Consider the following 24,571-nt stretch of genomic DNA (forward strand, 5'->3'; position numbering starts at 1 on the left):
CAGGAGCAGACATGCCTTCTCGTAAAGATCTCGCAAATGCAATCCGCGCACTTAGTATGGACGGTGTTCAACAAGCTAATTCAGGCCACCCAGGCGCACCTATGGGTATGGCTGACATCGCTGAAGTTCTTTGGCGTGGTCACTTGAACCACAACCCAGCAAATCCAGAGTGGGCAGACCGCGACCGTTTTGTATTGTCAAACGGCCACGGCTCAATGCTAATTTACTCTCTGCTTCACCTAAGCGGTTATGAGCTATCTATCGAAGATCTTAAGAACTTCCGTCAACTGCACTCTAAGACACCAGGTCACCCAGAGTATGGCTACGCACCAGGTATCGAAACGACAACAGGTCCTCTAGGTCAAGGCATCACTAACGCAGTTGGTATGGCGATGGCTGAGAAAGCACTTGCTGCTCAGTTCAACAAAGAAGGCCACGACATCGTTGACCACTTCACTTATGCATTCATGGGTGATGGCTGTCTGATGGAAGGTATCTCTCACGAAGCATGTTCTCTAGCAGGTACGCTAGGTCTTGGTAAGCTTATCGCTTTCTGGGATGACAACGGCATCTCTATCGATGGTGAAGTTGAAGGTTGGTTCTCTGACGACACGCCTAAGCGTTTTGAAGCATACGGCTGGCACGTAATCCCAGCAGTAGACGGTCACGATATCGAAGCGATCAATGCTGCAATCGAGGCGGCTAAAGCAGACCCTCGCCCTACGCTTATCTGTACTAAAACGATCATCGGTTTTGGTTCACCAAACAAATCAGGCTCTCACGACTGTCACGGCGCACCACTAGGTCACGACGAAATCGCAGCAACTAAAGAAGCACTAGGCTGGGCTCACGGTCCATTTGAAGTTCCTGCAGACATCTACGCTGAGTGGGATGCAAAAGAAGCTGGTGCTGAGAAAGAAGCGGCTTGGAACGCGAAATTTGACGCGTACGCAGCGGCTTACCCAGCAGAAGCAGCAGAACTTAAGCGTCGTCTGAATGGCGAACTACCAGCTGAGTGGGAAGAGAAGGCAAACCAAATCATTGCCGATCTTCAAGCTAACCCTGCGGACATCGCATCACGTAAAGCATCTCAAAACGCACTAGAAGCGTTTGGTCAAATGCTTCCAGAATTTATGGGCGGTTCTGCTGACCTAGCACCTTCGAACCTAACTATGTGGTCTGGTTCTAAGTCTCTAGAAGCAAATGACTTCTCTGGTAACTACATCCACTATGGTGTACGTGAATTCGGTATGACGGCTATCATGAACGGTATCGCACTACACGGTGGTTTCGTACCATACGGCGCAACATTCCTGATGTTCATGGAATACGCTCGTAACGCAATGCGTATGGCTGCTCTGATGAAAGTTCAGAACATCCAAGTTTACACGCACGATTCTATCGGTCTTGGCGAAGATGGCCCAACTCACCAACCTGTTGAGCAAATGGCATCACTACGTCTAACACCGAATATGAGCACATGGCGTCCATGTGACCAGGTTGAGTCTGCAGTGGCTTGGAAACTGGCTATCGAGCGTAAAGACGCACCGACGTCTCTGATCTTCTCTCGTCAAAACCTTGCACAGCAACCTCGTGATGCAGAGCAAGTAGCGAACATCGCGAAAGGTGCTTACATCCTGAAAGACTGTGAAGGTAAGCCAGAGCTTATCCTTATCGCAACGGGTTCTGAGGTTGAGCTAGCAGTAGAAGCTGCCGCACAACTAACGGCTGAAGGTAAAAAAGTACGCGTTGTTTCAATGCCATCTACTGATGCATTCGACAAGCAAGACGCAGCGTACCGCGAAGAAGTTCTACCATCAGACGTAACAGCACGTATCGCTATCGAAGCGGGTATTGCTGACTTCTGGTACAAGTACGTTGGCTTCGACGGTCGCATCATCGGTATGACAACATTCGGTGAATCTGCACCAGCTGGCGAACTATTCAAGATGTTCGGCTTTACTACTGAAAACGTAGTAAGCACAGCTCAAGAGCTTCTAGCTTAATGTGAGTTATCCACGAAGGCCTTAGTGCTGAAGTGAAAATAGAAAACCGAGCTTTGATAGCTCGGTTTTTTTATTGATTGCAACGAAAGCAGGTTACTCGAACTCACTTCCCCAGTTATCCAGCTCTTTAGTCCCACATACTTTGCATGTCACGTAGCGATTCATGTTGTAGTAGTGACCACCATTGATAATAGCGTGGGCAAACAATTTTACTTTGCCGAACCATGTTTTATCTTGGTCATAGCTGCTGGGTTGGCGAACAAGTATTTCACTGTGAGGCGTCTCTTTGCTGCACTTTTTACAAAAATGAGTCGCTGGGTATCCAGACATAACATTTCCCTTTGGTTGAAAAACGAGAGGAAAAACAGCCGTAGAGTTTGATTAGCTCATCTTCATTATCAGTATATTGCCAGCCGATCATTGATGGCTGTTATGAATTATTTTTAGCGAGTTAGATCACTCAACTAATGCCTTTTAGGTAGGATTCGGTTATCATCTGTTGCACGAAATTTTGGTTAGATGTACGGAACTATGCTAAAAGTCGCAATCAACGGATTTGGAAGAATAGGGCGCAATGTTCTAAGAGCGCTTTATGAAAGTGGCAAAAGCCAACAAATCAAAGTCGTCGCTGTTAATGAGTTAGCACAACCTGATGCTATGGCTCATTTGCTTCAATACGACACCAGTCACGGCCGTTTCGGCAAAAAAATCTCTAACGATCAAGAGCATATTTATATTCATCATGAAAGTGGTGAAATCGATACTGTTCGTATTCTCCATTTAGCTGAAATTGACCTACTCCCTTGGCGCGATCTTGAAGTGGATATCGTGCTTGATTGTACCGGTGTGTATGGTTGCCGTGCCGATGGCCTCGCTCATATCGAAGCTGGCGCTAAAAAGGTGCTGTTCTCACACCCAGGTGCGAACGATCTCGACAACACCATTATTTATGGCGTTAATCACGACACCATCAAAGCCAGCGATCGCATTGTTTCCAATGGTTCATGTACCACCAACTGTATCGTACCTATCATCAAGGTTCTTGATGAGGCATTTGGTATCGATTCTGGCACTATCACCACGATTCACTCGTCGATGAATGACCAGCAAGTGATTGACGCCTACCACTCGGACTTGCGTCGTACCCGAGCCGCGAGCCAATCTATTATTCCGGTTGATACCAAACTTCATAAAGGTATTGAGCGAATCTTTCCGAAATTTTCTAACAAGTTTGAAGCGATTTCTGTGCGAGTACCAACGGTTAACGTTACAGCAATGGATTTAAGTGTCACAATTAATACGAATGTGAAAGTTAATGACGTAAATCAAACCATTGTTAACGCATCTCAGTGTACATTACACAACATCGTTGACTATACTGAAGCGCCGCTCGTATCCATCGACTTTAATCACGATCCCCATAGCGCGATTGTGGATGGTACTCAAACCAGAGTGAGCAACGGCCACTTAGTAAAAATGCTAGTGTGGTGTGATAACGAATGGGGCTTTGCAAACCGAATGCTGGATACGGTACTTGCAATGCAAGCTTCTGACGGCGAGAAGTAAGGCCCGGAAGAAAATATGCGGATTATTTATTTTTAAGCTTGAAATAAATGCCAAGTATCCACATATTATGACCAGTTGAAGAATTTATAGGCTTAGCAGGGTTGCTGAGTTTCCAAAACTTTATATTTATTTAAATTTGAGAGGACAAATCATGTCTGTGATCAAGATGACTGACCTGGAACTAGCAGGTAAACGCGTATTTATCCGTGCTGACCTAAACGTACCAGTAAAAGACGGTAAAGTAACTTCAGATGCTCGTATCCTTGCATCTCTACCAACTATCAAGCTTTGTCTAGAAGCTGGTGCAAAAGTAATGGTTACTTCACACCTTGGTCGCCCAACGGAAGGCGAGTACAACGAAGAGTTCTCTCTACAACCTGTAGTTAACTACCTAAACGACGCTCTAGAGTGTGACGTTAAACTAGCAAAAGATTACCTAAACGGCCTAGAGCTGAACGCTGGTGAGCTTGTAGTTCTAGAAAACGTTCGCTTCAACAAAGGCGAGAAGAAGAACGAAGAAGAGCTATCTAAAGCATACGCATCTCTATGTGACATCTTCGTAATGGATGCATTCGGTACGGCTCACCGTGCACAAGCATCTACTCACGGTGTTGGTACTCACGCTCCTGTAGCATGTGCTGGTCCTCTTCTTGCTGCTGAGCTAGAAGCACTAGGTAAAGCAATGGACAACCCAGAGCGTCCACTAGTTGCTATCGTTGGTGGTTCTAAAGTTTCTACTAAACTGACTGTTCTTGAGTCTCTATCTAAAGTTGCTGACCAACTTGTTGTTGGTGGTGGTATCGCGAACACGTTCATCGCTGCTGAAGGCCACAACGTAGGTAAGTCTCTATACGAAGCAGACCTAGTTGAAACAGCTCAAAAACTAATGAAAGAGTGTGCTATTCCAGTAGCAACTGACGTTGCATGTGCGAAAGCATTCGATGAGAACGCAGAAGCTGAAATCAAGCACGTTTCTGAAGTTGCAGACGACGACATGATCTTCGACCTAGGTCCAGAATCAACAGCGGCTCTAGCTGAAATCATCGGCAACGCTAAAACTATCCTTTGGAACGGCCCTGTAGGCGTATTCGAATTCAAGAACTTCGAAGCGGGTACAGCAGGTATCTCTAAAGCAATCGCTGAGTCTGCAGGTTTCTCTGTAGCAGGTGGTGGTGACACGCTAGCAGCTATCGACAAGTTCGGTATCAAAGCTGACGTTTCTTACATCTCTACTGGCGGCGGTGCTTTCCTTGAGTTCGTTGAAGGTAAAGTACTTCCAGCAGTTGCTATGCTAGAAGAGCGCGCTAAGGCGTAATGAATATGAAGGCGGGTGACTATACCCGCCTTTAACGTTTGCTGCATGTCACACTTTTTTGCTAGAATGGCATAAGTTGTGAGCAAACGTTTGCAAGTTTTTAAACTTAAGTTTTTTAATCTTAAAACGATAGAATAAATAGGACTATTTCCATGTCTAAGATCTTCGATTTTGTAAAACCTGGTGTAATTTCTGGCGATGACGTACAGAAAGTATTTGAAGTAGCAAAAGAAAACAACTTTGCTCTTCCAGCAGTAAACGTTGTTGGTACTGACTCTGTAAACGCAGTACTAGAAGCAGCTGCAAAAGTTAAGTCTCCAGTTGTTGTTCAGTTCTCTAACGGCGGTGCTGCTTTCTTCGCAGGTAAAGGCGTTAAACTTGAAGGTCAAGGCGCTCAAATCCTTGGTGCTGTAGCTGGTGCTAAATACGTACACGCTGTAGCTGAAGCTTACGGTGTTCCAGTTATCCTTCACACTGACCACGCTGCTAAGAAACTTCTTCCATGGATCGACGGTCTACTAGACGCTGGTGAAGAGTTCTTCGCTCAAACTGGTAAGCCTCTATTCTCTTCTCACATGCTAGACCTTTCTGAAGAGTCTCTAGAAGAGAACATCGAAACATGTGCTAAGTACCTAGAGCGCATGGCTAAAATGAACATGACAATCGAGATCGAACTTGGTTGTACTGGTGGTGAAGAAGACGGCGTTGATAACTCTGATATGGACGCATCTGAGCTTTACACTTCTCCAGAAGACGTTGCTTACGCATACGAGAAACTAAGCGCTGTTAGCCCACGTTTCACTATCGCTGCATCTTTCGGTAACGTACACGGTGTATACAAGCCAGGTAACGTTGTTCTAACTCCAACTATCCTACGTGACTCTCAAGCATACTGTGCAGAGAAGTTCGGTATCGCACCTAACGCTCTAAACTTCGTATTCCACGGTGGTTCTGGTTCTACTGAAGCAGAAATCCAAGAGTCTATCGGCTACGGTGTTATCAAAATGAACATCGATACTGATACACAGTGGGCTACATGGGATGGTATCCGTGCATACGAAGCGGAAAACCGTGACTACCTACAAGGTCAAATCGGTAACCCAACTGGCGAAGACGCGCCAAACAAGAAGTACTACGATCCACGTGTATGGCTACGTGCTGGTCAAGCTTCTATGGTTACTCGTCTTGAGAAAGCATTCGCTGACCTTAACGCTGTAGACGTACTATAATTCTTCTGAATTAAGTAACGCTAAAGTTTTGAAAACCCGCTCATTGAGCGGGTTTTTTTGTGCCTGATAAAAACTTGTATGAAATATGTGAAAACTCTAGCGTACGGTGAATAAATTTCGTAGTCTTTTAATTATCGGTATTTGTGTTTATGCGTAAGTTTCCTTTATTCAAGAGCTTACATAAATATGACTTTGCAATCTGTCAAAGATAGGATATCGTGCCGAAAAACAGGGGTAGAGCCCCTGTTTAGTAAAAAGGACTTAGCCAATATTTGTTTTTAAAGTGATGATTTCGTTATATAAAATGAAGTGATTTTCGCTTTAGTTACGGAGTTTGGTTTAAGGCAGTTTAGCTCATAGCATATTACATAGAGGATGCTCATTATGGCTGAAAGCTCTACCGAATTTGAGACCCCAATTGTGGATGGTCTTTCAAATGCAGAACAGTGGTTAACGAATAACTCAGATCTCTTTATTCAATACGGTGTAAACATCATTTCAGCACTGGTTATCCTATTTATCGGTAACATTATCGTTAAAGCGGTAGCGAATAGTGTCTCTAAAGTCCTTCAGAAGAAGAAGATGGACCGAGCTGTCGTTGAGTTTATTCACGGCTTAGTTCGTTACTTGTTGTTTGTTATTGTTCTGATTGCCGCTCTTGGTCGTTTAGGTGTTCAAACTGCGTCAGTGGTTGCTGTAATTGGTGCGGCTGGTCTAGCTGTTGGTCTTGCTCTGCAAGGCTCGCTATCTAACTTCGCTGCTGGTGTACTGATTGTTGCGTTCCGTCCATTCAAGTCTGGTGACTACGTTGAGATTGGTGGTGTCGCGGGTTCTGTAGATTCTATTCAGATTTTCCAAACGGTTCTAACAACGCCTGATAACAAGATGGTTGTAGTACCAAACGGCAGCGTTATCGGTAGCCCAATCACGAACTACTCTCGTCATGCGACACGTCGTATCGACCTGATGATTGGTGTTTCTTACGGTGCTGATCTACAAAAGACCAAAGAGCTTCTGACTAAGATCTGTGAATCAGATGAACGTGTGTTGAAAGAGCCAGGTGTTCAAGTGGGTGTTCATACTCTAGCGGATTCTTCAGTGAACTTCGTGGTTCGTCCATGGGTTAAAACAGAAGAGTACTGGGGAGTGTATTTCGACCTAATGCAAGCGATCAAAGAAGGCTTGGATAAAGAAGGTATCGAAATCCCATTCCCACAAATGGATGTTCACATGAACAAAGTAGAAGCTTAATCTTGAATTAGCTTCTACAGCGATAAGCTTTTGAAAGGAAAGGCGGATAACTTAGGTTATCCGCCTTTTTGTTTGATTGGCATTTTAACAATGATGTGATTACAAGTACTGTTCAATCAAGCCGTTAGCTAGCACTGTTGCAATCGTGAACATCATGGTTGCGACAGCGATATCAATGCCTTTTTTCACTCTTGGTTTTGACAGTGTTGGGCCTAGCTTAGCTGCGCCTAGTGAGAGCGAGTAGAACCACACAAATGACGCAAGGATTGTCCCCAAAGCGAAAGCAAGACGATCATTACCTTCAAATTGGCCGCCAATTGAGCCTAAGATAACTACAGTGTCTAGATACAAGTGAGGGTTTAGCACGGTCACTGCCAGCGCCCCTAGGATCACGGTACGCTTACCACGAGCTAATACCTCTCCCTTTGATTCCTTGTCTGAGGGTGCTTTAAAAGCACTGCGCAACGACAACAAACCATAGACAGTTAGGAAAGCGATACCACCCAGTGTTACCGAAGTCAGTAGGACTTCATTTTGCGACAAGATAGCACCACCACCAAAGATACCTAACGAGATAAATAGGGTATCGAGCAAGCTACAAATCGTTGCTGTAGTTAAATGGTGATTGCGCTTAATACCCTGATTCAAGACATAGGCATTCTGCGCACCAATAGGAATAATCATGCTCGCACCTAATCCAAACCCTTGTAATAAAACCCAAAAACTCATTTTAACCTCCACGTAATCTGTTGAACCCTTAGTTTTAGAGAGAAGATACGCTTAGATATTGAATAAGTATAATTAATGATTTTAATCTAATATTAGGAAAGCTTATGCTGGCTGAGTGCATCCACATTTAGGAGGAAAAACAGTGAGAGGAATGGATTATAAATGGTTAGAAGCTCTTGATTCTGTTGTGAATCAGCGAAGTTTTGAGCGAGCTGCAGAGCATCTCTATATCTCTCAGTCTGCGGTATCACAACGCATTAAGCAGCTCGAGAAATGGCTTGCACAACCGGTATTGATTCGTGAAACACCTGCGAGACCAACCCCTGCGGGCAAGAAATTATTAGGACTATACCGACGTGTGCGCCTGCTTGAACATGAGCTCGTCCCCGAGTTGATGAATGAAGAGAGCAGCCAAGCGCTGTCAGTTTCAATTGCGACCAATGCAGATAGTCTCGCGACTTGGTTATTGCCAGCACTGTCCGATGTAATGAAGACGAGACAAGTCGAGTTGAATATGGCTATCCATGGTGAAGCGAGGACCATCGCCAAACTCAAGAATGGGGAAGTCGCCGGCGCGATCAGTTTGGAGTCTCAAGCGATTCCAGGGTGTCGCGCAGATTATTTAGGTCGGATGGATTATGTCTGTGTCGCCAACCCTGAATTTTATCAGCGTTATTTCTCTGAAGGCGTTAACTACGCAACCCTCATGCGTGCACCAGCTGTCTCTTATGATCAGTATGATGATCTGCATAAGAAGTTTCTTCATGACCACTTTAATGTACCAAGAGATGCCGTGATTAATCATACGGTGGGTAGCTCAGAGGCATTTGTTCGTATTGCCATGTCTGGTGTCGCTTACTGTTTGATTCCGCGCTTACAGATCGTTGAGGAGTTAGAGTCGGGCTCGCTGATTGATATCACGCCGGGCTTCCTGCTCTCTTATCGAATCTATTGGCATCACTGGCAGCTGGAAAGTGGGGTACTCAAAGAGATTTCCCAGGCCATTCTTAACTACGCGCATCAACACCTTCCTCAGTAAGCTGACGGTTTTAGCAGCGTAAAAGTTATGTAAGAAGTTCAATATCCTCATTGGTATCACGATAAATTACTCTATGATGATAAGACATTTGCTTAGCATGGGTTTTCCTAATGAAATTAGTTCCAAATATGTTAGCGACATCTCTTACTCTGACCGCAGCTCTGAGTGTTATCAGTTTCCCTTCATGGGCTGAGGTGACCAGTTTTCCTCACCTTTCAACGACCGGTTACGGTGAAGTCGTTGCCAAGCCAGACATGGCTACTTTCTCTGTAAAGGTAGTTGAGTCAACCATGACAGCCGAGCAAGCAAAGGGCACGGTAGACAGAGTCGTTACCGCTTTTCTGAACAAGTTAGAAGAAGCTGGCATTGATAAAACCAGCATTCAAAGCTCTAACTTATATCTTGCACCTCAGTACCATTATCCAAAAGAGGGCAAACCAGAACTTGTGGGTTACCGAGCATCACGTAATGTCACAGTGCAGGTTGAAGATTTAGCAAACCTAAATCGCTACTTGGATATTGCGCTAAGCGAAGGAATCAATCAGGTGGATAACATCCAGCTGCAAGTTCGAGATCAGGCTAAGTATCAAGAGATGGCTCGTTTAGAAGCGATTAAAGATGCGCAGACTAAAGCTAAGTCTTTAGCGAATGGTTTTGATAAAGAGCTCGGTGATGTGTGGCGCATTGATTATAACGCACAGTACGCACAACCGGTTTTGATGCGCTCGATGGCTATGGATTCAAGAACAGAATCTAATTCATATCAAGATTCGACAATCACCATTCGTGATCGTGTTGATGTAATTTATCAGCTTGAAGAGTAATTGGATCATCATGATCTAATTGCCTACAGTAGGCCAAATACTAAAAAGGCTCTCGTAATGAGAGCCTTTTTTACATCAGCTAAACGGAGAGATTAGTGAAGTAGACGAGCACGGATCGTGCCTTCAATCTCTTTCAGTTTCAGCAGTGCTTCTTCAGAGCGATCCGCTTCAACATCAATGACTACGTAACCCATGTCAGCTGCCGTTTGTAGATACTGACCTGCAATGTTAATGCCTTCTTCAGCGAAGATGGTGTTGATTTGAGTCAGGATACCTGGACGGTTTTCGTGGATGTGCAGCAGGCGTGATGTACCTGTATGCAGCGGTAAAGATACCTCTGGGAAGTTAACACTTGATAGCGTTGAACCGTTGTCTGAATACTTAGCCAGTTTACCCGCTACTTCTACACCGATGTTCTCTTGCGCTTCCTGAGTAGAACCACCTACGTGCGGTGTTAGGATCACGTTATCGAACTGCATTAATGGTGACTCAAATGGGTCAGCATTAGTTTTAGGCTCTGTTGGGAATACATCAATCGCTGCACCACCTAAGTGACCCGAATCAAGTGCACCGCATAGTGCTGGGATATCTACAACCGTGCCACGTGCCGCATTGATAAAGATAGCGCCCGGCTTCATGCGGTCGAATTCTTCTTTACCCATCATGTTCTTGGTTTCGTTTGTTTCAGGAACATGCAGAGAAATCACATCACACTTATTCAAAAGCTCAGTCATAGTATGAACTTGCGTTGCGTTACCTAGCGACAGCTTGTTCTCGATGTCGTAGAAGTAAACGCGCATACCTAAGTTTTCAGCAATGATACCTAGCTGAGTACCGATGTGGCCGTAACCGATGATACCTAAGCGTTTACCACGCGCTTCGTAAGAGTTGTCTGCACTCTTTTTCCAAATACCACGGTGCGCAAGTGCGTTCTTCTCTGGAATACCACGTAGAAGTAGAAGTACCTGACCTAGCACCAGCTCAGCAACACTACGTGTGTTTGAGAAAGGTGCGTTAAACACAGGCACACCGCGCTTAGCCGCAGCATCTAGGTCAACTTGGTTAGTACCGATACAGAAACAGCCGATTGCAACCAGCTTCTCAGCTGCATCGATGACTTCTTGGGATAGATTTGTACGAGAACGGATACCAATAAAGTGCGCATCTTTAACTGCTTCTAGTAGCTCTTCTTCAGGTAGGGAGCCTTTATGATATTCAATATTGGTGTAACCGGCGGCTTGTAGTACTTCAACTGAAGAAGGGTGAAGTCCCTCTAACAGCAGAATTTTAATCTTATCTTTTTCCAGTGAAACTTTGGCCATTGTTCTCGTCCTTTAAAATGGAAAGGTTGGGCAAATGCGGCGCACGTGCTACAAAATGGCTTAAGGGGATAAAACTAACCATTTTGTTAGGAGACAAACGTTTTCCCTGTGCGTCTTCTGAACAATAAAGTAACAAAAAAAAAATGATTTGGGTAAGAAAATTACGGAATAAGCCATAATTTTACAGAAGCTAAGCAAAAAAAACGGTGCCCTTAGGCACCGTATGTAATGAAGTAACAGAAAGTAGCACTATTACTGGTTTGTTATTCTTCGATTTTTGCGCCTTCAGGGGTGCCTGTAATGACAACATCAGCACCACGGTGAGCAAATAGACCAACAGTTACAACACCAGCAATACCGTTGATGATGTCTTCCATCTGTTTTGGATTTTCAATCGCCATGCCATGCACGTCTAAGATCACGTTGCCGTTATCTGTGATACAGCCTTCACGGTAAACCGGGTCACCACCTAGTTTTACAAGCTCGCGCGCTACGTAAGAGCGAGCCATAGGGATAACTTCTACTGGCAGTGGGAACTTGCCTAGTACGTCAACGGCTTTAGTGCCATCAACAATACAAACAAATTTTTCAGAGATTGCAGCAACAATCTTTTCGCGAGTAAGAGCAGCGCCGCCGCCTTTAATCATGTCACGAGTTGGGTTGATTTCGTCCGCGCCATCAACGTAGATGTCGAGTTTCGCAACGTCGTTACACTCATACACTTTGATCTCTAGTTCTTCTAGACGTTGTGTAGATGCTACAGAGCTAGAAACGGCACCTTTGATCTTGTCTTTCATTGTGCCTAGTGCGTCGATGAAGTGATTTACTGTAGAGCCAGTACCAACACCCACAATGCTGCCTTCTTCAACATACTGAAGTGCTGCCCAACCAGCCGCTTTTTTCATTTCATCTTGAGTCATGCCAATCTCCTGAATAGGTCGTGCTTTTTTGAATAAATAGAGCGTACGTGTAAGTTAACGTTTGCGGGCGGATTATAGCGCTTTAGTCATCAATTTCCCATTGCCAAGTTTTACTCGGAGTCACGATTTTAGGTAACGGGATGTCCCAGTTTTCGGTAGGTAGCTGCTCAACGTGCTGACAATCATGAGCAAGCCCAATGGGTGTTGCTCCAACGCCAGTTTTGAACCAAGGTGCTAACGTGCGATCGTAGTAGCCGCCTCCCATACCTAAGCGGTGCCCATCGGAGTCAAAGCCAACCAGTGGTGTAAAGATAATATCGAGCTCACGCACAGGCTTAACCTGAGTTTGGTCGAGCTTGGGTTCTACAATGCCATATTTATTGTGCACCGTTGGTGTATCTGCCGCGTAGCGCAAGAATAGAAGATGTCCTTCCGAAAAAGGGTGCAGTACTGGCAGGTAGACATCTTTGTCTTGCGACCATAGCCATTCGATCAGCAGCTGTGTATCAAGCTCACCGTCGGTAGATATATAAAGGGCGATATGTTGCGCTTTATGGATGTCGTTTAAGGTTGAACAACGTTCAACGAGATCTAAGCCAGCTTGCTGCTGTTCAAGAGTAGAAAGTGCTTTACGTTTCTGTCGGATGAGAGTGCGAAACTCGTTACGAGTGAGCGTCTTCATAAGAAGGGATACCCCAAAGTGCCGTTGAGAATAGATGGCCCTTGAACCAGCGAGTTCAAGGCGGATCAGCAATGATTACCGTAGGCTTCTCGGTACGGGCCGAGCATGCTCAATAGTACTCAAGTACTAACCCTTAGGGATTGCTTATCGGCTCGGGGACGTGAATCCTCTGACAAACACTCCAGGGTAAATTTGTGTACGCTATTGCTGTCCGTGCTTAACCTTACTGAGTACATCTGAAAGCGATGCAGTGAGCTTTTCCATGCGCTCGGTCAGTGCGTTTTGTTCGTCGTTAGCTTCGAACTTCTTCGTTTGTAGCTCATAACAGATGTTAAGAGCAGCGATAGTTAGCAGCTTAACTTCATTGGTTACCTTAGTACGTTCAGCCATCTCTTTCAATCGATTATCAAGATCGGCCGCCGCTGCGATTAATGACTCTTCTTGCCCTGCAGGACAATTAACTCGAGTCAATTTACCTAATATTTCAACGTCTACCGCTTGATTACTCATGATGGATGAACTCTTTAACGCGCTATTCTAAGGCCGTTGCCCTTTGTCATTATGAGAAAGAAAAAGTGCCAGCACCGATGAGGAAGCTAACTCCTCTGAGGAGGAAACTATAGGTAAACCGCTATTAAGATTCAAGCTTTTCAGGGTGACTGTTTGTAAATGAGAGCTTGAGCACACAGTAATTCAGCAAATTGAACATTTGGTAGTCACTCTTGCTGCAATTGCTAAGGATCTTCGCTTACTAGAATTGGGGTGAAGTGGTACGATTAATAGATTGATATAAAGAACAACTGAGCGAGTTATCTGATGAGCGAAACTACTTTACCTGACTACCTAACGGTTGCAACTGAATTGCAATCAGCAAGCCTTGCTGTAACGCCTGCAGAAATGCATGGCCTATTAACAGGGATGCTGAGCGGTGGGTTAAGCCTTGCAGATAGAAGCTGGCAGCCATTGATCTTTGATTACACCAACGACGGAATGGGGTGGCCGGATCGTGCACTAACACTGGCAGAAGCAACGCTGAAAGTAACAACCAGTGAAATTACAGGCTCAGGCATGGAGCTTTCTATGTTACTTCCGGACGAAGACGCGAGTGCAAGCCTGTTTGATCTGGCGGATGGTGTATCAGACTGGATTAACCACTTTATCTCAGGTTTAGGCTTGGTTGGTGCGCAACTGAACAAAGCGTCAGATGAGACCAAAGAAGCATTGGCTGATCTGGAAGAGATGGCAAAGTTAGGCATCGATGAAGACGACGACCTAGACGAACAAGCACAGCTACTTGAACAGGTTATTGAACACGTTAAGGCATGTGCATTAACGATTCATGCTGAGTTCGGTGCTCGTCCATCAGAAGATAGTGCACCAACCATTCACTAATTGTTTCGAGTTTAGAGGTCACGATGGCTCAATTTGATGTGGTAATTGCTGGTGGAGCAATGGCAGGCGTAACACTTGCTTTAGCCCTCAACCAGTTAAGTCAACGCTCTTTATCGATAGCTGTGGTTGAACCGTATCAGGTTGACCATAGTGCTCACCCTGGGTTTGATTCTCGCTCTATCGCACTCTCTTACGGAACGGTGCAGATTTTAGAGTCTCTCCAATTGTGGTCATCGATCTTACCGGTAGCGACGGCGATCAAAGATATTCATGTCTCAGACCGCGGTCATGCAGGGATGACGGATATCTTTAGCGAACAGCTCGCAGTGGATGCCCTAGGCTACGTGGTAGAACTTGCTGATGTTGGGCGTATATACCAAGAGAAACTTGAGGTTGAAAGCAATATCACTCTGTTTTGTCCATCCTCGGTGAGTGAGATTACTCGCCATCTTGAGCATACGGATATTGAACTGAGTTGCGGCGAGACGATTTCTACGAAGTTGTTGGTGGCAGCTGATGGCGCCATCTCGACTTGCTGTGAGTGTTTAGGTATTACTCTGAACGAACACGACTTTGGTCAGGTTGCCGTTATCGCAAATATTGTCGCGAACGAACCGCATGCTGGACGTGCATTTGAGCGCTTTACTGAGCATGGCCCAGTCGCGTTATTACCGATGACTGATAACCGTTTGTCTTTAGTTTGGTGTCTGCCGCCAGAACAAGCTGAGAAGGTAATGGCGTTAGATGACATAGCCTTTCTTGAGCAATTGCAAGACGTCTTTGGTTGGCGCCTAGGCAAGTTGGAAAAGGTAGGACAGAGGGCGAGTTACCCGCTGATTTTGCGTCATCGACAACAGAACATCTCCCATCGATTCGCGATTGTTGGCAATGCCGCACAAACCCTACACCCAATTGCGGGACAAGGATTTAACCTCGGCATTCGCGATGTTGCATCGCTAGCGGAAGAGGTATGTGGGCAACTGGATGATGCAGGCCACTACTCAGGGTTAACACGCTTTAGAAAACGTCGAGAGTCGGATCGTGAAACCACGATTTCACTCACTTCAGGTCTGGTTCACCTGTTTTCAAATGACTGGCCAGCTACACGCTTAGGTCGTAATCTCGGATTGGCAGCAATGGATAACATCTCACCCCTTAAAGGCCCTTTATTGCGCCACACGCTAGGCTTGGTTGAGAGATAAGGTAGAAAATAATGATGCAAAGTGTTGATATCGCTATTGTTGGCGGTGGCATGGTTGGATTGGCATTAGCCGCAGCCCTTAAAGATAGTGATCTAAGAATCGCTGTGATTGAAGGCAAAGCGCCGAGCGAAGGATTGAATGAACTGCCGGATGTTCGTGTGTCGGCATTGAGCCGTTCAAGCGAAGTGATATTACGTAATCTAGGCGCATGGCGCGGTATTGAACAGCGACGTGCTGCACCTTATCAAGCGATGGAAGTGTGGGAGCAAGACAGCTTTGCACGCATCGAGTTTGATTCCACTCGTCTGGCGCAGCCAAATCTTGGTCATATTGTTGAGAACCGAGTGATTCAACTGGCACTGTTGGATCAAGTGAAAAAGCAGGACAATGTGAGCTTGTATATGCCAGCTACATGCCAATCTTTGGCTATTGGTGAAAGTGAAGCTTGGCTGACTCTAGATAATGGTCAGGCCTTGACGGCCAAGCTGGTTGTTGGTGCTGATGGCGCAAACTCATGGGTTCGCAGACAGCAAGATATCCCACTCACACATTGGGACTATGGGCACAGCGCGATAGTGGCAAACATTCGCACTGAATCTGCGCATGACAGTGTTGCGCGTCAGATCTTCACACCGCAAGGTCCATTGGCGTTTTTGCCAATGCAGTCGCCAAATATGAGCTCAATCGTATGGTCAACCGAGCCGAATCGTGCCGAGAAATTGGTATCGATGTCCGAACAAGAGTTCAACAAGCACCTAACGACAGAGTTTGATGCCAAGCTTGGCCTATGTAGCGTAGTTGGTGAACGCTTTGCCTTCCCACTTCGTATGCGTTATGCGCGTGACTTTGCCGTAGAGCGCGTGGCTTTGGTCGGTGATGCAGCCCACACCATTCATCCATTAGCAGGCCAAGGCGTGAATCTTGGTTTGCTTGATGCAGCGAGTCTAGCGCAAGAGTTGATCAAGCTGTGGGAAGCGGGTGAAGACATCGGAACCAAGCGTAATCTACGCAGCTACGAACGCTGGCGTAAAGCTGAAGCGGCGAAAATGATTGCTTCGATGCAGGGCTTTAAAGACCTGTTTGAAGGAGATAACCCAGCTAAGAAGTTGATTCGTGGTTTGGGGATGAAACTTGCTGGACAGCTGCCTGGGGCAAAAGACGAAATCATGAAACGTGCACTAGGTTTAACCGGTAATCTACCGGAGCTTGCTAAGCGACCAGTAAACACCAATTAATGATAAATGCTCAGGTTTCTAGAAACGCAAAAGGGTTGGCAGTGCCAACCCTTTTCTGTATTCAGTCGATAATTATGTTGATTAAGCGTAAGCGCACCTTAGCTTCATAATTTCATTATTTATCTCTTTGACGGTATCAAAATGGCGCTTTTCAGCCCTCTCTGGCAGAACCAGTTTACCGTTATCAAATTCAAATTTCCCAACGCCGTAAATGTAGATTCGTCCTTTAAAAAGTCGACTTACATGTTTAGCAATCATACCGGGTGTATAGCGCTTAAACAGTCTCATTTTTTCTTATCCTTATCTTTACCTAGCCAGCATATTATAGAAAATCTCCGGGGGAATAATTGTGATAAGCGTGGAGTAATATGCAGTAGAGTTGTCTCTTAGTAGATATTTGTGCTGCAGTAAGCAGATTTACTAGCAAATATCGTTTTTATCGTGAGCTTCTCCTCAAAAACAGTGGGTTTAGTGAACTGCCTGCTGACTTTCCTGTCTGGGCTTTAGGCAGCGCATTGTTAGCAAAGTTAAGAATAGGCGTAAATTCTTTATTTGTGTAATAAAAGTGTAAATTTTTTGCATAAAAAAAGCCCGTTCAAAAACGGGCGAATAGTCACAGATGCATTACACAAAAGTGGATGACTGACGTTACTCAGTGGATTCACTTTGACTGGTTAGTTATCGCTTTGATTAAAACCTAACCAGTGAATGTAGACTACCCTAGAATAGCCCTCTTGACTAGTTATGCTTTAATTTTGACTAAATATATTTTCTGGTCGGTCTGGTAAATATGATAAATGTCTCAATTATTATGAGAATTTTCATACATAGCTTAGTGCTTTTGAGATTAAGATCGATCTGTAATTGAGGCTATTTGCAGATCTCGGCTTCAATTGGCGCACATAGGTTCATAAGATCGTTGAGATCCAGGGCGATCCCAGCCAATCGCTCACCAGAACTGATGGTGACAATTTTATTCTGTTGAAGAGAGCGATCAAAAATGATCGGCATATAGCGCTTAAGTGCTAGTGGGCCAACACAACCGACTTTAAAGCCAGTGACCGATTCAACATCTTGTTGGGATACACAGGTCATTCGGCGGCAATTGAGCACGGCTCGCACTTTTTTGGGATCAATTGACTTGTCGCCCGGTGCACACGCTAGCGCGTACTGATTGCCCATATCTCGCAGCAGAATACATTTGACCATTTGTGACGGCTCAATACCTCGAGCCTGCGCTGTCTCTTCAATCGAAGTGGTTTCTTTATCTTGCAATAGCAGGCGGTAGGCCACCTGCTGTTGATCCAACCAATCTGTAATTACCGTTTTCAAAGGAAATTACTCTTCTTCCAAGCTATAAGGTAGCGGTTGGATAGTCCATTTGTGTTCTGGTTGCTCGGCAAGGCGCAGTTCAACATCATCATCTAAATTATTCGGTAGAACAATCAGGCCAATAGCTGTGTTATCAGAGAATTGGTAGACGTTCAGAAGACGGCCTGCACCACGCCAGTTTTCACCTACGCTGCGCTCTAGTTCAATCGCTGAATCCAACGTTAGTGGTTGCTCGGTCGTACCAGATACAATGCGCATTTCACGCTTGTTCATGCCACGGTATTTCGCGCGTGCCACTGTCTCTTGGCCAGTGTAACAACCCTTGCTAAAACTGATGCCGCCAATCGCTTGTAAGTTCAGCGCTTGCGGGATGTGTTCATTCTGCTCTGCTGCAGACAGCTTTGGTTGAGCCTCCATGATCTCAAAGTATTGCCACAGCGTTTCGGAAACTTTTTCAACTGAGCTGCCTTCAACTAATGTTTGTGCCGCGTCTGAAGTCACAAGTAGCGCCCAGCGAGAACCCGCGACTTTCACAGCGCTACCGCCTTCGATCGCACGTACATTGCCACGCTCTTCAGAAAGAGTATCGATAAAGCTATCAGCTTGAGAACCCATGATGCCAAGGACAACGTCTTCAGTCTGCTCAATGGTTACCTTAGAGAATACCGCGTACTTTTTGATTTCCTGAAGCTCAACTTCAATCGCTGACTTTGGTTGGAGTAGGGCGTAACCATCATTGTGGTGGAATAGGCGGAAAATGCTCCACACTTTACCCTTCGCATCACAGTGTGCGCCTAGCGTTGACTCATCACGCGCTAGCTGTACTACGTCGCACGTTACTTGGCCTTGTAGGTAAGACTTCTTGTCGTCGCCTACCATAGTAATCGCACCCCAGTCAGAGATGTGTGTCATCATCACTTCTGGAAGTGTGTCGTTGTGCGTGTGATTAAGTGGTTGAAACGTGTTTTTCCAATCCATTTTGCCTTTCCTGAGAAATTTGATTTGTATCTATGTTAATCCGGTTCGTTTTTTTTGTCAGCCTAGGTTTTTTTGTGAGCTGAGATAGGGACTGAGACGACTATGCTAGTTGCAGCGCTTATGAGTTGTTACACTCGAAGAGAGAAAAATAATAGGTGAGGATAACCAATGTACACTGCAGAGCAGAAAGCACGAATTAAATGGGGCTGCCGTCGCGGTATGTTAGAGCTTGATGTAGTCATCATGCCCTTTTTTGAGGAATGTTTTGATTCATTGCAAGAGCAGGAGCAACGTGATTTTGTTTCGCTACTAGAATGTGATGATCCCGATCTGTTTACATGGGTGATGGGTCACGGTCGTAGTGAAAACCTAGGTCACGCATCAATGGTCGACAAAATTGTTGCACACAACCTCAGCAAGGTTCGTTAAGCTCAAGCTTAGCCCTTCGTATTACGCATTATTCGCAAAAGGCGCCACTCTGTGGTGCCTTTTGTTTTTTGTCATTACGTCAAATATCCCTCTTGTTGTCACTCCTTGCATCTTCGCACTGCTGTACCTGATGATGCGCGATAATAAAATTGGCTGGCCAATAGCGACGGGTGCGATAGAGCTTAGACCTAACCAAGAGATAACGGTCAATGGGCAGAAACGTGTTCTTCAATCAAGCGATACTATTTTCCGTTCTCTGTTTGTGATGCTGAAGTTCAGTGAAGGTGAGCCAGTCATTGTATGGCGGGATAGCTTTTGTGAAGCGGACTATCGTTATTTATTGGTGTGGCTAAAAACAAAAAGGGAGCACCATGCTCCCTTTAAGTCGTAATTTTTTCGCCTTAGTTTTTGTTCGGCGTCAGGATTGTTGGACCACTGTCTTCAGCCAGTTCAGGGTAGTCCAGCGTATAATGCAAACCGCGGCTCTCTTTACGTTGCATCGCACAGCGCACCATTAGCTCAGCAACTTGCAGTAGGTTACGCAGTTCTAGTAGGTTGTTCGAAACCTTAAAGTGACTGTAGTATTCGTGAGTCTCTTGTTGCAGCATCTGAATACGACGCATAGCGCGCTCAAGACGCTTATCAGTACGTACGATACCCATGTAATCCCACATAAACAGACGCAGTTCATGCCAGTTGTGCTGGATGATGACTTCTTCGTCACTGTTGGTCACTTGGCTCTCATCCCATGCTGGTAGTGCTGCACACAGTTGAGATTGTTCGATGTTCTCGACTATGTGTTTGGCTGCGGACCAAGCGTAAACGACACACTCTAGCAGTGAGTTTGATGCCATGCGGTTCGCACCGTGAAGACCGGTGTAGCTTACCTCACCAATCGCGTAGAGGTTTTGCAGGTCGGTCTGGCCATCCTTGTTCACCATCACGCCACCACAGGTGTAGTGCGCAGCAGGAACAATTGGGATCGGCTCTTTGGTCATATCGATACCAAGATCCATCAAGCGCGTGTGAATCATTGGGAAGTGCGCGGTGATGAACTCTTCAGGCTTGTGGCTGATGTCCACATACATGCAATCGGCGCCAAGACGCTTCATCTCAAAGTCGATAGCGCGAGCCACCACATCACGAGGGGCTAGCTCACCACGCTCGTCGAAATCTTTCATAAAGCGAGTGCCGTCAGGGCGGCGTAGATACGCACCTTCACCGCGAAGAGCTTCAGTTAACAAGAAGTTACGAGCTTCAGGGTGGAATAGACAAGTCGGGTGGAACTGGTTGAACTCAAGGTTCGCAACACGACAACCCGCACGCCAAGCGATCGCAATACCATCACCAGAAGAGACATCTGGGTTGGATGTGTACTGGTAAACTTTCGAGGCACCACCAGTGGCAAGTACCACGAATTTCGCACGAACGGTTTCTACTTGCTCTTGGTTACGGTTCCAAATATAGGCACCGATAACTTTATCTTTTGAGCCACCAATTTTATCTTCAGTGATCAAGTCGAGGGCATTATGGCGCTCGAAGATCTCAATGTTTGGGTGGTTATTAACGTTGTCTTGCAGAGAGGTCTGCATTGCCATGCCGGTTGCATCTGCTGCGTGTAGGATACGTCGGTGGCTGTGGCCGCCTTCACGAGTCAGGTGGTATTTAGGCTGACCTTCAGTGCTGTTTTCGTCTTTATCGAAAGGCACACCGCCATCGATTAGCCATTGCACACACTCTTTAGCATTCTCAGCAATGAATTGAACGGTGTCTTCTTCACATAACCCAGCGCCAGCAATTTGCGTATCTTCAACGTGCGACTCAATGCTGTCCGATTCGTCAAATACTGCCGCGATACCACCCTGTGCGTAGTACGTCGATCCTTCGCTACGTGGTCCTTTGCTTAATACGATTACTTTTGCATGTTCAGCGACGCGTAAGGCTAATGACAAGCCAGCAGCACCACTCCCCACCACTAATACATCACATTGATGTTCACGGTTTGCGTTCATAAAACTTTTTAAATCCCGGGCTATAGTCGAGTTGTCCACTCTAAATTGACGTTGTCTTGTTTTAGGAGGGCTTTAACGACTGTTATACTCAGTCTCAATGAGTCCTTAAAGACAATGCAGAATCAAGATATAGACAGCTATCTAGAAATATTTAATTGCTCAATACCATTGCTTTTGCTTAAGTTTCCCCAAATTGATAGGGGTAGCTATTTTTATTACATCACATTGTGAAACAATAATGGCAAATAATTTTAAGAAAGTTGGAACTTTCCTTATTTGACCTAGTCACAATAGTGCTCATGTAGACAGTGGTGTCAATACTACATTTCGCATAATTAGTACCCATATCTGAGAAGGTAAGGGTGATAACAATAGGAGTACCCGCTCGAATGAACGAGCAGCTAACCGATCAAGTGTTGATTGAGCGAGTTCAGAGTGGAGATAAGCAAGCATTTAACCTGTTAGTGGTTAAGTATCAAAACAAAGTTTGCAATCTTATCTCTCGCTACGTGAATAATTCCGGTGATGTGGCTGATGTGGCACAGGAAGCGTTTATAAAGGCTTACCGCGCGATACCAAACTTTAGAGGCGAGAGTGCCTTCTACACATGGTTGTACCGAATTGCCGTGAACACAGCAAAAAATCACATAGTTGCACAGAGCCGTAGGCCTCCTGCAACCGATGTAGATGCAGATGATGCAGAATATTTTGAAACTGGCAGCGCATTGAAAGAAATTTCGAACCCTGAGAACTTAACGCTGTCGAAAGAATTGAAAGAAGTCGTTTTCGGAGCAATTGAAGCGCTACCGGAAGACTTGAAAACTGCAATGACCTTACGCGAACTTGAAGGCTTGAGTTACGAAGAGATTGCAGAAGTAATGGATTGCCCTGTAGGAACCGTACGTTCGCGTATTTTCCGTGCTCGTGAAGCGGTGGAAAAGAAAATTAAACCTCTTTTGCAGCGCTAAAACTTGTAATAATTATGGTGAAAATAATGGCTGATAAAGAAAAGCTTTCGGCACTCATGGATGGTGAAACGATCGATAAAGCTCTGATTGCAGAGTTGGAGTCCGATCAAGAAAGCAAGGATACCTGGCAGAGTTACCATTTAATCGGTGATGTCATGCGAGGCGATGCGCCAGAAACGCTAGAGTGGAACATTGCGGATAGTGTTGCTGCGGCGCTTGAGAATGAGCCTGCGCACAACAAACTCAACAATGTGCATTCATTGCGCCCAGAGCAGACACAAACTGTTGCTCCAGAAGTGCAAGAAGAACAACCTAAACCTCAACAAGCAAAACGCCAGATGCCAGCTTGGCTGCAGCAGTTTGGTCAAGTTGCCGTTGCGGCTTGTGTGTCGTTGGCGGTTATTTTGGGTGTTCAACAGTATGGTGGTAGCGATCCTGCCGCGCCTGAAGCAGAACAACTGCCTGTACTGCAAACTATCCCGTTTGCCGGTTCGGTAGAACCAGTAAGCCTAACTCGTGAATCTGTTGAGAAACCGGTAACAGATGCTAACTTGCAAGAGCAGCGCAAGCGCGTACACGCTATGTTGCAAGATTACGAGTTGCAATTGAGATTAAACAACGACGCGTCGACTGAAAATGAGTCGCGTCTAGAATCGGATATTGAATGAAGAAATACCTGGTCAGTGCACTGACACTGTTCAGCTTGATCTCTCCAAGCGCCTTTGCAGAAGAGCCCTCTGCAAAGGCCTTATTGCATCAAATGAACGAGGCCAGTCAGCATTTAAATTACGAACTTTCCTACATACTGATCAAGAAGAGCAGTATTGAACCGCTCTTGTATCGTCATGCCGTAAGTGATGAACAGCAACTCGCTCACCTTGTCTACCTAAGTGGTCCTGTACGCGAAGTGATTCGTCGCGGCAATGAAGTCAGCTACATCGAACCAGGTACTGAACCTTTTACGATTGAGTCTGGCAATATGGTTGCACCAGTTATTCCGATGTTGAATAACGACATTGATATCCTGAACGAGTATTACGACTTCGTGAAGGTAGGGCGTGCGCGTGAAGCCGGTACGACAACGCAAGTGTTGCGTGTGGTGCCAAAAGACGGCCTGCGTTACTCCTATGTTCTTTGGGTTGATGAGAATACGAATCTGCCTCTACGAGCGGATCTGCTCGACCGAGATGGTGAAATTCTAGAGCAGTACCGTACGATTTCTTATGTGGTTAACGACAAGATTGCAGAAGCGATGGCAGGGCTGAACAACGCTCAGCTACCGAAAGTGCTCTCTTTACCCGATGGTGTAGTGGGGGAAAGCGATTGGCGTGTCTCTTGGATTCCTGATGGATTTGAAGCGAAAGAGCTAAACCGCTACCCAATGGCAACAACCAATAAGATGGTTGAAAGCCAGATGTTTAGTGACGGTCTATTTAGCTTCTCGGTTTATATCTCAGACAGAGATGAGCACTCTCTTAAAGGTCAGCTTGTGCGCCAAGGTCGTCGTACCCTGCATAGCTTAGTGAGTGGTGATAACGAGATCTCAGTAGTCGGAGATATTCCTCCTGCAACCGCGCAGCGTATCGCACAATCGGTGCAATTTGCTGCTAATCAAGGTACAAGCCAATGATGACCGCATTGGCTACCGTGAGCGCCGTTGAGAAACAGGGCGCTCACTATCATGTGCAATTGAGCTGCGAGCAACAAACCAGTTGCAGCAGATGTTCCTCTCAAAAGAGTTGTGGCACTGGTATCGTGACCAAAGCCGTTGGCAATAAGTCCCTTTTCTGGCAATTAACGACCAAGAACCTTGTGAAAGCTGGACAAATCGTCGAGATAGGTTTTCCTGAAAGGAGTCTGCTGGAGTCGGCAGCTCTAGTGTACCTCGTTCCATTGTTCATGATGATGCTCGGTGCTGCCTTTGGTCAACTGCTGTTAGCGCCTTTACTTGGAGTCGGAGAGGGCGCAGTTATTCTGTCTGCTGCTATATTTACAGCTGGTGGTATTGCCCTTGCAAAACGTTTGGCCAAACCAATGGAAGACAAATCGAAGCAGCAAGTGGTGTTGATTCGAATCCTTGGTGAGCCGCTTGTCTAATTTATGATGCGTATTGCGGTTAAATTGGGTAGAATCTGCCAAC

At 45.7% G+C, this 24,571-nt stretch carries 26 protein-coding genes and 1 other RNA gene; 16 read left to right on the forward strand and 11 right to left on the reverse strand.

Features of this window, described 5'->3' with window-relative positions; genetic code table 11:
- Positions 1-11: 11 nt before the first annotated feature.
- Positions 12-2,006: a transketolase gene (tkt, locus tag KI743_RS20720; protein WP_150869298.1), complete on the forward strand. Its 1,995-nt coding sequence runs from the start codon at positions 12-14 to the stop codon at positions 2,004-2,006.
- Positions 2,007-2,099: 93 nt separating this feature from the next.
- On the opposite strand, the gene KI743_RS20725 is transcribed toward tkt, so the two are convergent.
- On the reverse strand, positions 2,100-2,336 hold the full coding sequence (locus tag KI743_RS20725) for a hypothetical protein (RefSeq protein WP_285467990.1): 237 nt from the start codon (positions 2,334-2,336) through the stop codon (positions 2,100-2,102).
- Between the two features lie 201 nt (positions 2,337-2,537).
- Here KI743_RS20725 and epd point away from each other — a divergent pair, with 201 nt between their 5' ends.
- From epd to mscS, 4 genes are all read left to right on the forward strand, one after another.
- A complete protein-coding gene (epd, locus tag KI743_RS20730) occupies positions 2,538-3,572 on the forward strand; it encodes an erythrose-4-phosphate dehydrogenase (RefSeq protein WP_150893404.1) in 1,035 nt (344 codons plus the stop codon).
- A 151-nt stretch (positions 3,573-3,723) separates the two neighbouring features.
- The gene (locus tag KI743_RS20735) at positions 3,724-4,887 is read left to right on the forward strand and encodes a phosphoglycerate kinase (RefSeq protein ID WP_032549832.1); all 1,164 of its coding nucleotides are present in this window, start codon (positions 3,724-3,726) and stop codon (positions 4,885-4,887) included.
- Between the two features lie 152 nt (positions 4,888-5,039).
- A complete protein-coding gene (gene fbaA, locus KI743_RS20740) occupies positions 5,040-6,116 on the forward strand; it encodes a class II fructose-bisphosphate aldolase (RefSeq protein WP_150893407.1) in 1,077 nt (358 codons plus the stop codon).
- 384 nt (positions 6,117-6,500) lie between these two features.
- Positions 6,501-7,367: a small-conductance mechanosensitive channel MscS gene (gene mscS / locus KI743_RS20745; protein ID WP_285467991.1), complete on the forward strand. Its 867-nt coding sequence runs from the start codon at positions 6,501-6,503 to the stop codon at positions 7,365-7,367.
- Between the two features lie 99 nt (positions 7,368-7,466).
- Here the strand turns inward: mscS and KI743_RS20750 are convergent, their stop codons facing one another.
- Positions 7,467-8,096 (reverse strand): LysE/ArgO family amino acid transporter, encoded by a 630-nt coding sequence (locus KI743_RS20750; protein ID WP_285467992.1) that lies wholly within the window; start codon positions 8,094-8,096, stop codon positions 7,467-7,469.
- Positions 8,097-8,238: 142 nt separating this feature from the next.
- Here KI743_RS20750 and KI743_RS20755 point away from each other — a divergent pair, with 142 nt between their 5' ends.
- Positions 8,239-9,135 (forward strand): LysR family transcriptional regulator ArgP, encoded by an 897-nt coding sequence (locus KI743_RS20755; RefSeq protein WP_285467993.1) that lies wholly within the window; start codon positions 8,239-8,241, stop codon positions 9,133-9,135.
- 110 nt (positions 9,136-9,245) lie between these two features.
- Entirely contained in the window at positions 9,246-9,959 is a 714-nt protein-coding gene (locus tag KI743_RS20760) for an oxidative stress defense protein (RefSeq protein ID WP_152469306.1), read from the forward strand.
- Between the two features lie 92 nt (positions 9,960-10,051).
- Here the strand turns inward: KI743_RS20760 and serA are convergent, their stop codons facing one another.
- The 5 genes from serA to zapA all read right to left on the reverse strand — a co-directional run bounded on the left by serA (position 10,052) and on the right by zapA (position 13,393).
- The gene (gene serA, locus KI743_RS20765) at positions 10,052-11,281 is read right to left on the reverse strand and encodes a phosphoglycerate dehydrogenase (protein ID WP_032549826.1); all 1,230 of its coding nucleotides are present in this window, start codon (positions 11,279-11,281) and stop codon (positions 10,052-10,054) included.
- A gap of 263 nt (positions 11,282-11,544) precedes the next feature.
- On the reverse strand, positions 11,545-12,201 hold the full coding sequence (rpiA, locus tag KI743_RS20770) for a ribose-5-phosphate isomerase RpiA (protein ID WP_032549825.1): 657 nt from the start codon (positions 12,199-12,201) through the stop codon (positions 11,545-11,547).
- An 82-nt stretch (positions 12,202-12,283) separates the two neighbouring features.
- Positions 12,284-12,883 (reverse strand): 5-formyltetrahydrofolate cyclo-ligase, encoded by a 600-nt coding sequence (locus KI743_RS20775; RefSeq protein ID WP_285467994.1) that lies wholly within the window; start codon positions 12,881-12,883, stop codon positions 12,284-12,286.
- Between the two features lie 6 nt (positions 12,884-12,889).
- Positions 12,890-13,074, reverse strand: a non-coding RNA gene (gene ssrS, locus KI743_RS20780) — 6S RNA.
- A 10-nt stretch (positions 13,075-13,084) separates the two neighbouring features.
- On the reverse strand, positions 13,085-13,393 hold the full coding sequence (gene zapA / locus KI743_RS20785) for a cell division protein ZapA (RefSeq protein WP_032549823.1): 309 nt from the start codon (positions 13,391-13,393) through the stop codon (positions 13,085-13,087).
- 306 nt (positions 13,394-13,699) lie between these two features.
- On the opposite strand from zapA, the gene KI743_RS20790 reads away from it, so the two are divergent.
- Genes KI743_RS20790 through KI743_RS20800 form a run of 3 tightly spaced genes read left to right on the forward strand, consistent with a single transcriptional unit; the run spans position 13,700 to position 16,712 of the window.
- A complete protein-coding gene (locus KI743_RS20790) occupies positions 13,700-14,275 on the forward strand; it encodes a YecA family protein (RefSeq protein ID WP_285467996.1) in 576 nt (191 codons plus the stop codon).
- Positions 14,276-14,298: 23 nt separating this feature from the next.
- A complete protein-coding gene (ubiH, locus tag KI743_RS20795) occupies positions 14,299-15,477 on the forward strand; it encodes a 2-octaprenyl-6-methoxyphenyl hydroxylase (protein WP_285467998.1) in 1,179 nt (392 codons plus the stop codon).
- Between the two features lie 11 nt (positions 15,478-15,488).
- A complete protein-coding gene (locus KI743_RS20800) occupies positions 15,489-16,712 on the forward strand; it encodes an FAD-dependent 2-octaprenylphenol hydroxylase (RefSeq protein ID WP_285468000.1) in 1,224 nt (407 codons plus the stop codon).
- An 81-nt stretch (positions 16,713-16,793) separates the two neighbouring features.
- Here KI743_RS20800 and KI743_RS20805 read toward each other — a convergent pair whose 3' ends face one another.
- From KI743_RS20805 to ygfZ, 3 genes are all read right to left on the reverse strand, one after another.
- Positions 16,794-17,000 carry a DUF1107 domain-containing protein gene (locus KI743_RS20805; RefSeq protein WP_032549819.1) on the reverse strand — a complete coding sequence of 69 codons (207 nt, stop codon included), beginning with the start codon at positions 16,998-17,000 and terminating at the stop codon, positions 16,794-16,796.
- Between the two features lie 582 nt (positions 17,001-17,582).
- Positions 17,583-18,044 carry an aminoacyl-tRNA deacylase gene (locus KI743_RS20810; protein WP_285468001.1) on the reverse strand — a complete coding sequence of 154 codons (462 nt, stop codon included), beginning with the start codon at positions 18,042-18,044 and terminating at the stop codon, positions 17,583-17,585.
- A 6-nt stretch (positions 18,045-18,050) separates the two neighbouring features.
- Entirely contained in the window at positions 18,051-19,022 is a 972-nt protein-coding gene (ygfZ, locus tag KI743_RS20815) for a tRNA-modifying protein YgfZ (RefSeq protein ID WP_285468003.1), read from the reverse strand.
- Positions 19,023-19,190: 168 nt separating this feature from the next.
- Between ygfZ and KI743_RS20820 the strand changes: the two genes are divergently transcribed.
- Together KI743_RS20820 and KI743_RS20825 are read left to right on the forward strand one after the other, a co-directional pair.
- On the forward strand, positions 19,191-19,451 hold the full coding sequence (locus KI743_RS20820; RefSeq protein WP_032549815.1) for a succinate dehydrogenase assembly factor 2: 261 nt from the start codon (positions 19,191-19,193) through the stop codon (positions 19,449-19,451).
- Positions 19,423-19,842 carry a protein YgfX gene (locus KI743_RS20825; RefSeq protein ID WP_373417849.1) on the forward strand — a complete coding sequence of 140 codons (420 nt, stop codon included), beginning with the start codon at positions 19,423-19,425 and terminating at the stop codon, positions 19,840-19,842. Before KI743_RS20820 ends, KI743_RS20825 begins: the two co-directional genes overlap by 29 nt.
- A 10-nt stretch (positions 19,843-19,852) precedes the next feature.
- Here the strand turns inward: KI743_RS20825 and nadB are convergent, their stop codons facing one another.
- The gene (gene nadB, locus KI743_RS20830) at positions 19,853-21,463 is read right to left on the reverse strand and encodes an L-aspartate oxidase (RefSeq protein WP_150869287.1); all 1,611 of its coding nucleotides are present in this window, start codon (positions 21,461-21,463) and stop codon (positions 19,853-19,855) included.
- Between the two features lie 389 nt (positions 21,464-21,852).
- Between nadB and rpoE the strand changes: the two genes are divergently transcribed.
- From rpoE to KI743_RS20850, 4 genes are read left to right on the forward strand one after another with little or no spacing between them, the layout of a single operon-like run.
- Positions 21,853-22,431, forward strand: a complete 579-nt coding sequence (gene rpoE / locus KI743_RS20835) for an RNA polymerase sigma factor RpoE (protein WP_032549813.1) — start codon at positions 21,853-21,855, stop codon at positions 22,429-22,431.
- A gap of 26 nt (positions 22,432-22,457) precedes the next feature.
- On the forward strand, positions 22,458-23,099 hold the full coding sequence (locus KI743_RS20840; RefSeq protein WP_150893427.1) for an RseA family anti-sigma factor: 642 nt from the start codon (positions 22,458-22,460) through the stop codon (positions 23,097-23,099).
- Positions 23,096-24,061, forward strand: coding sequence for a sigma-E factor regulatory protein RseB (gene rseB, locus KI743_RS20845; RefSeq protein ID WP_285468005.1), 966 nt, complete (start codon positions 23,096-23,098; stop codon positions 24,059-24,061). The genes KI743_RS20840 and rseB overlap by 4 nt, the downstream gene beginning before the upstream one ends.
- Positions 24,058-24,528: a SoxR reducing system RseC family protein gene (locus KI743_RS20850; RefSeq protein WP_285468006.1), complete on the forward strand. Its 471-nt coding sequence runs from the start codon at positions 24,058-24,060 to the stop codon at positions 24,526-24,528. Before rseB ends, KI743_RS20850 begins: the two co-directional genes overlap by 4 nt.
- Positions 24,529-24,571: the final 43 nt, after the last annotated feature.

Origin of the sequence: Vibrio sp. D420a, assembly GCF_030248625.1 — a bacterium.
Classification (GTDB): Bacteria; Pseudomonadota; Gammaproteobacteria; order Enterobacterales; family Vibrionaceae; genus Vibrio; species Vibrio fortis_A.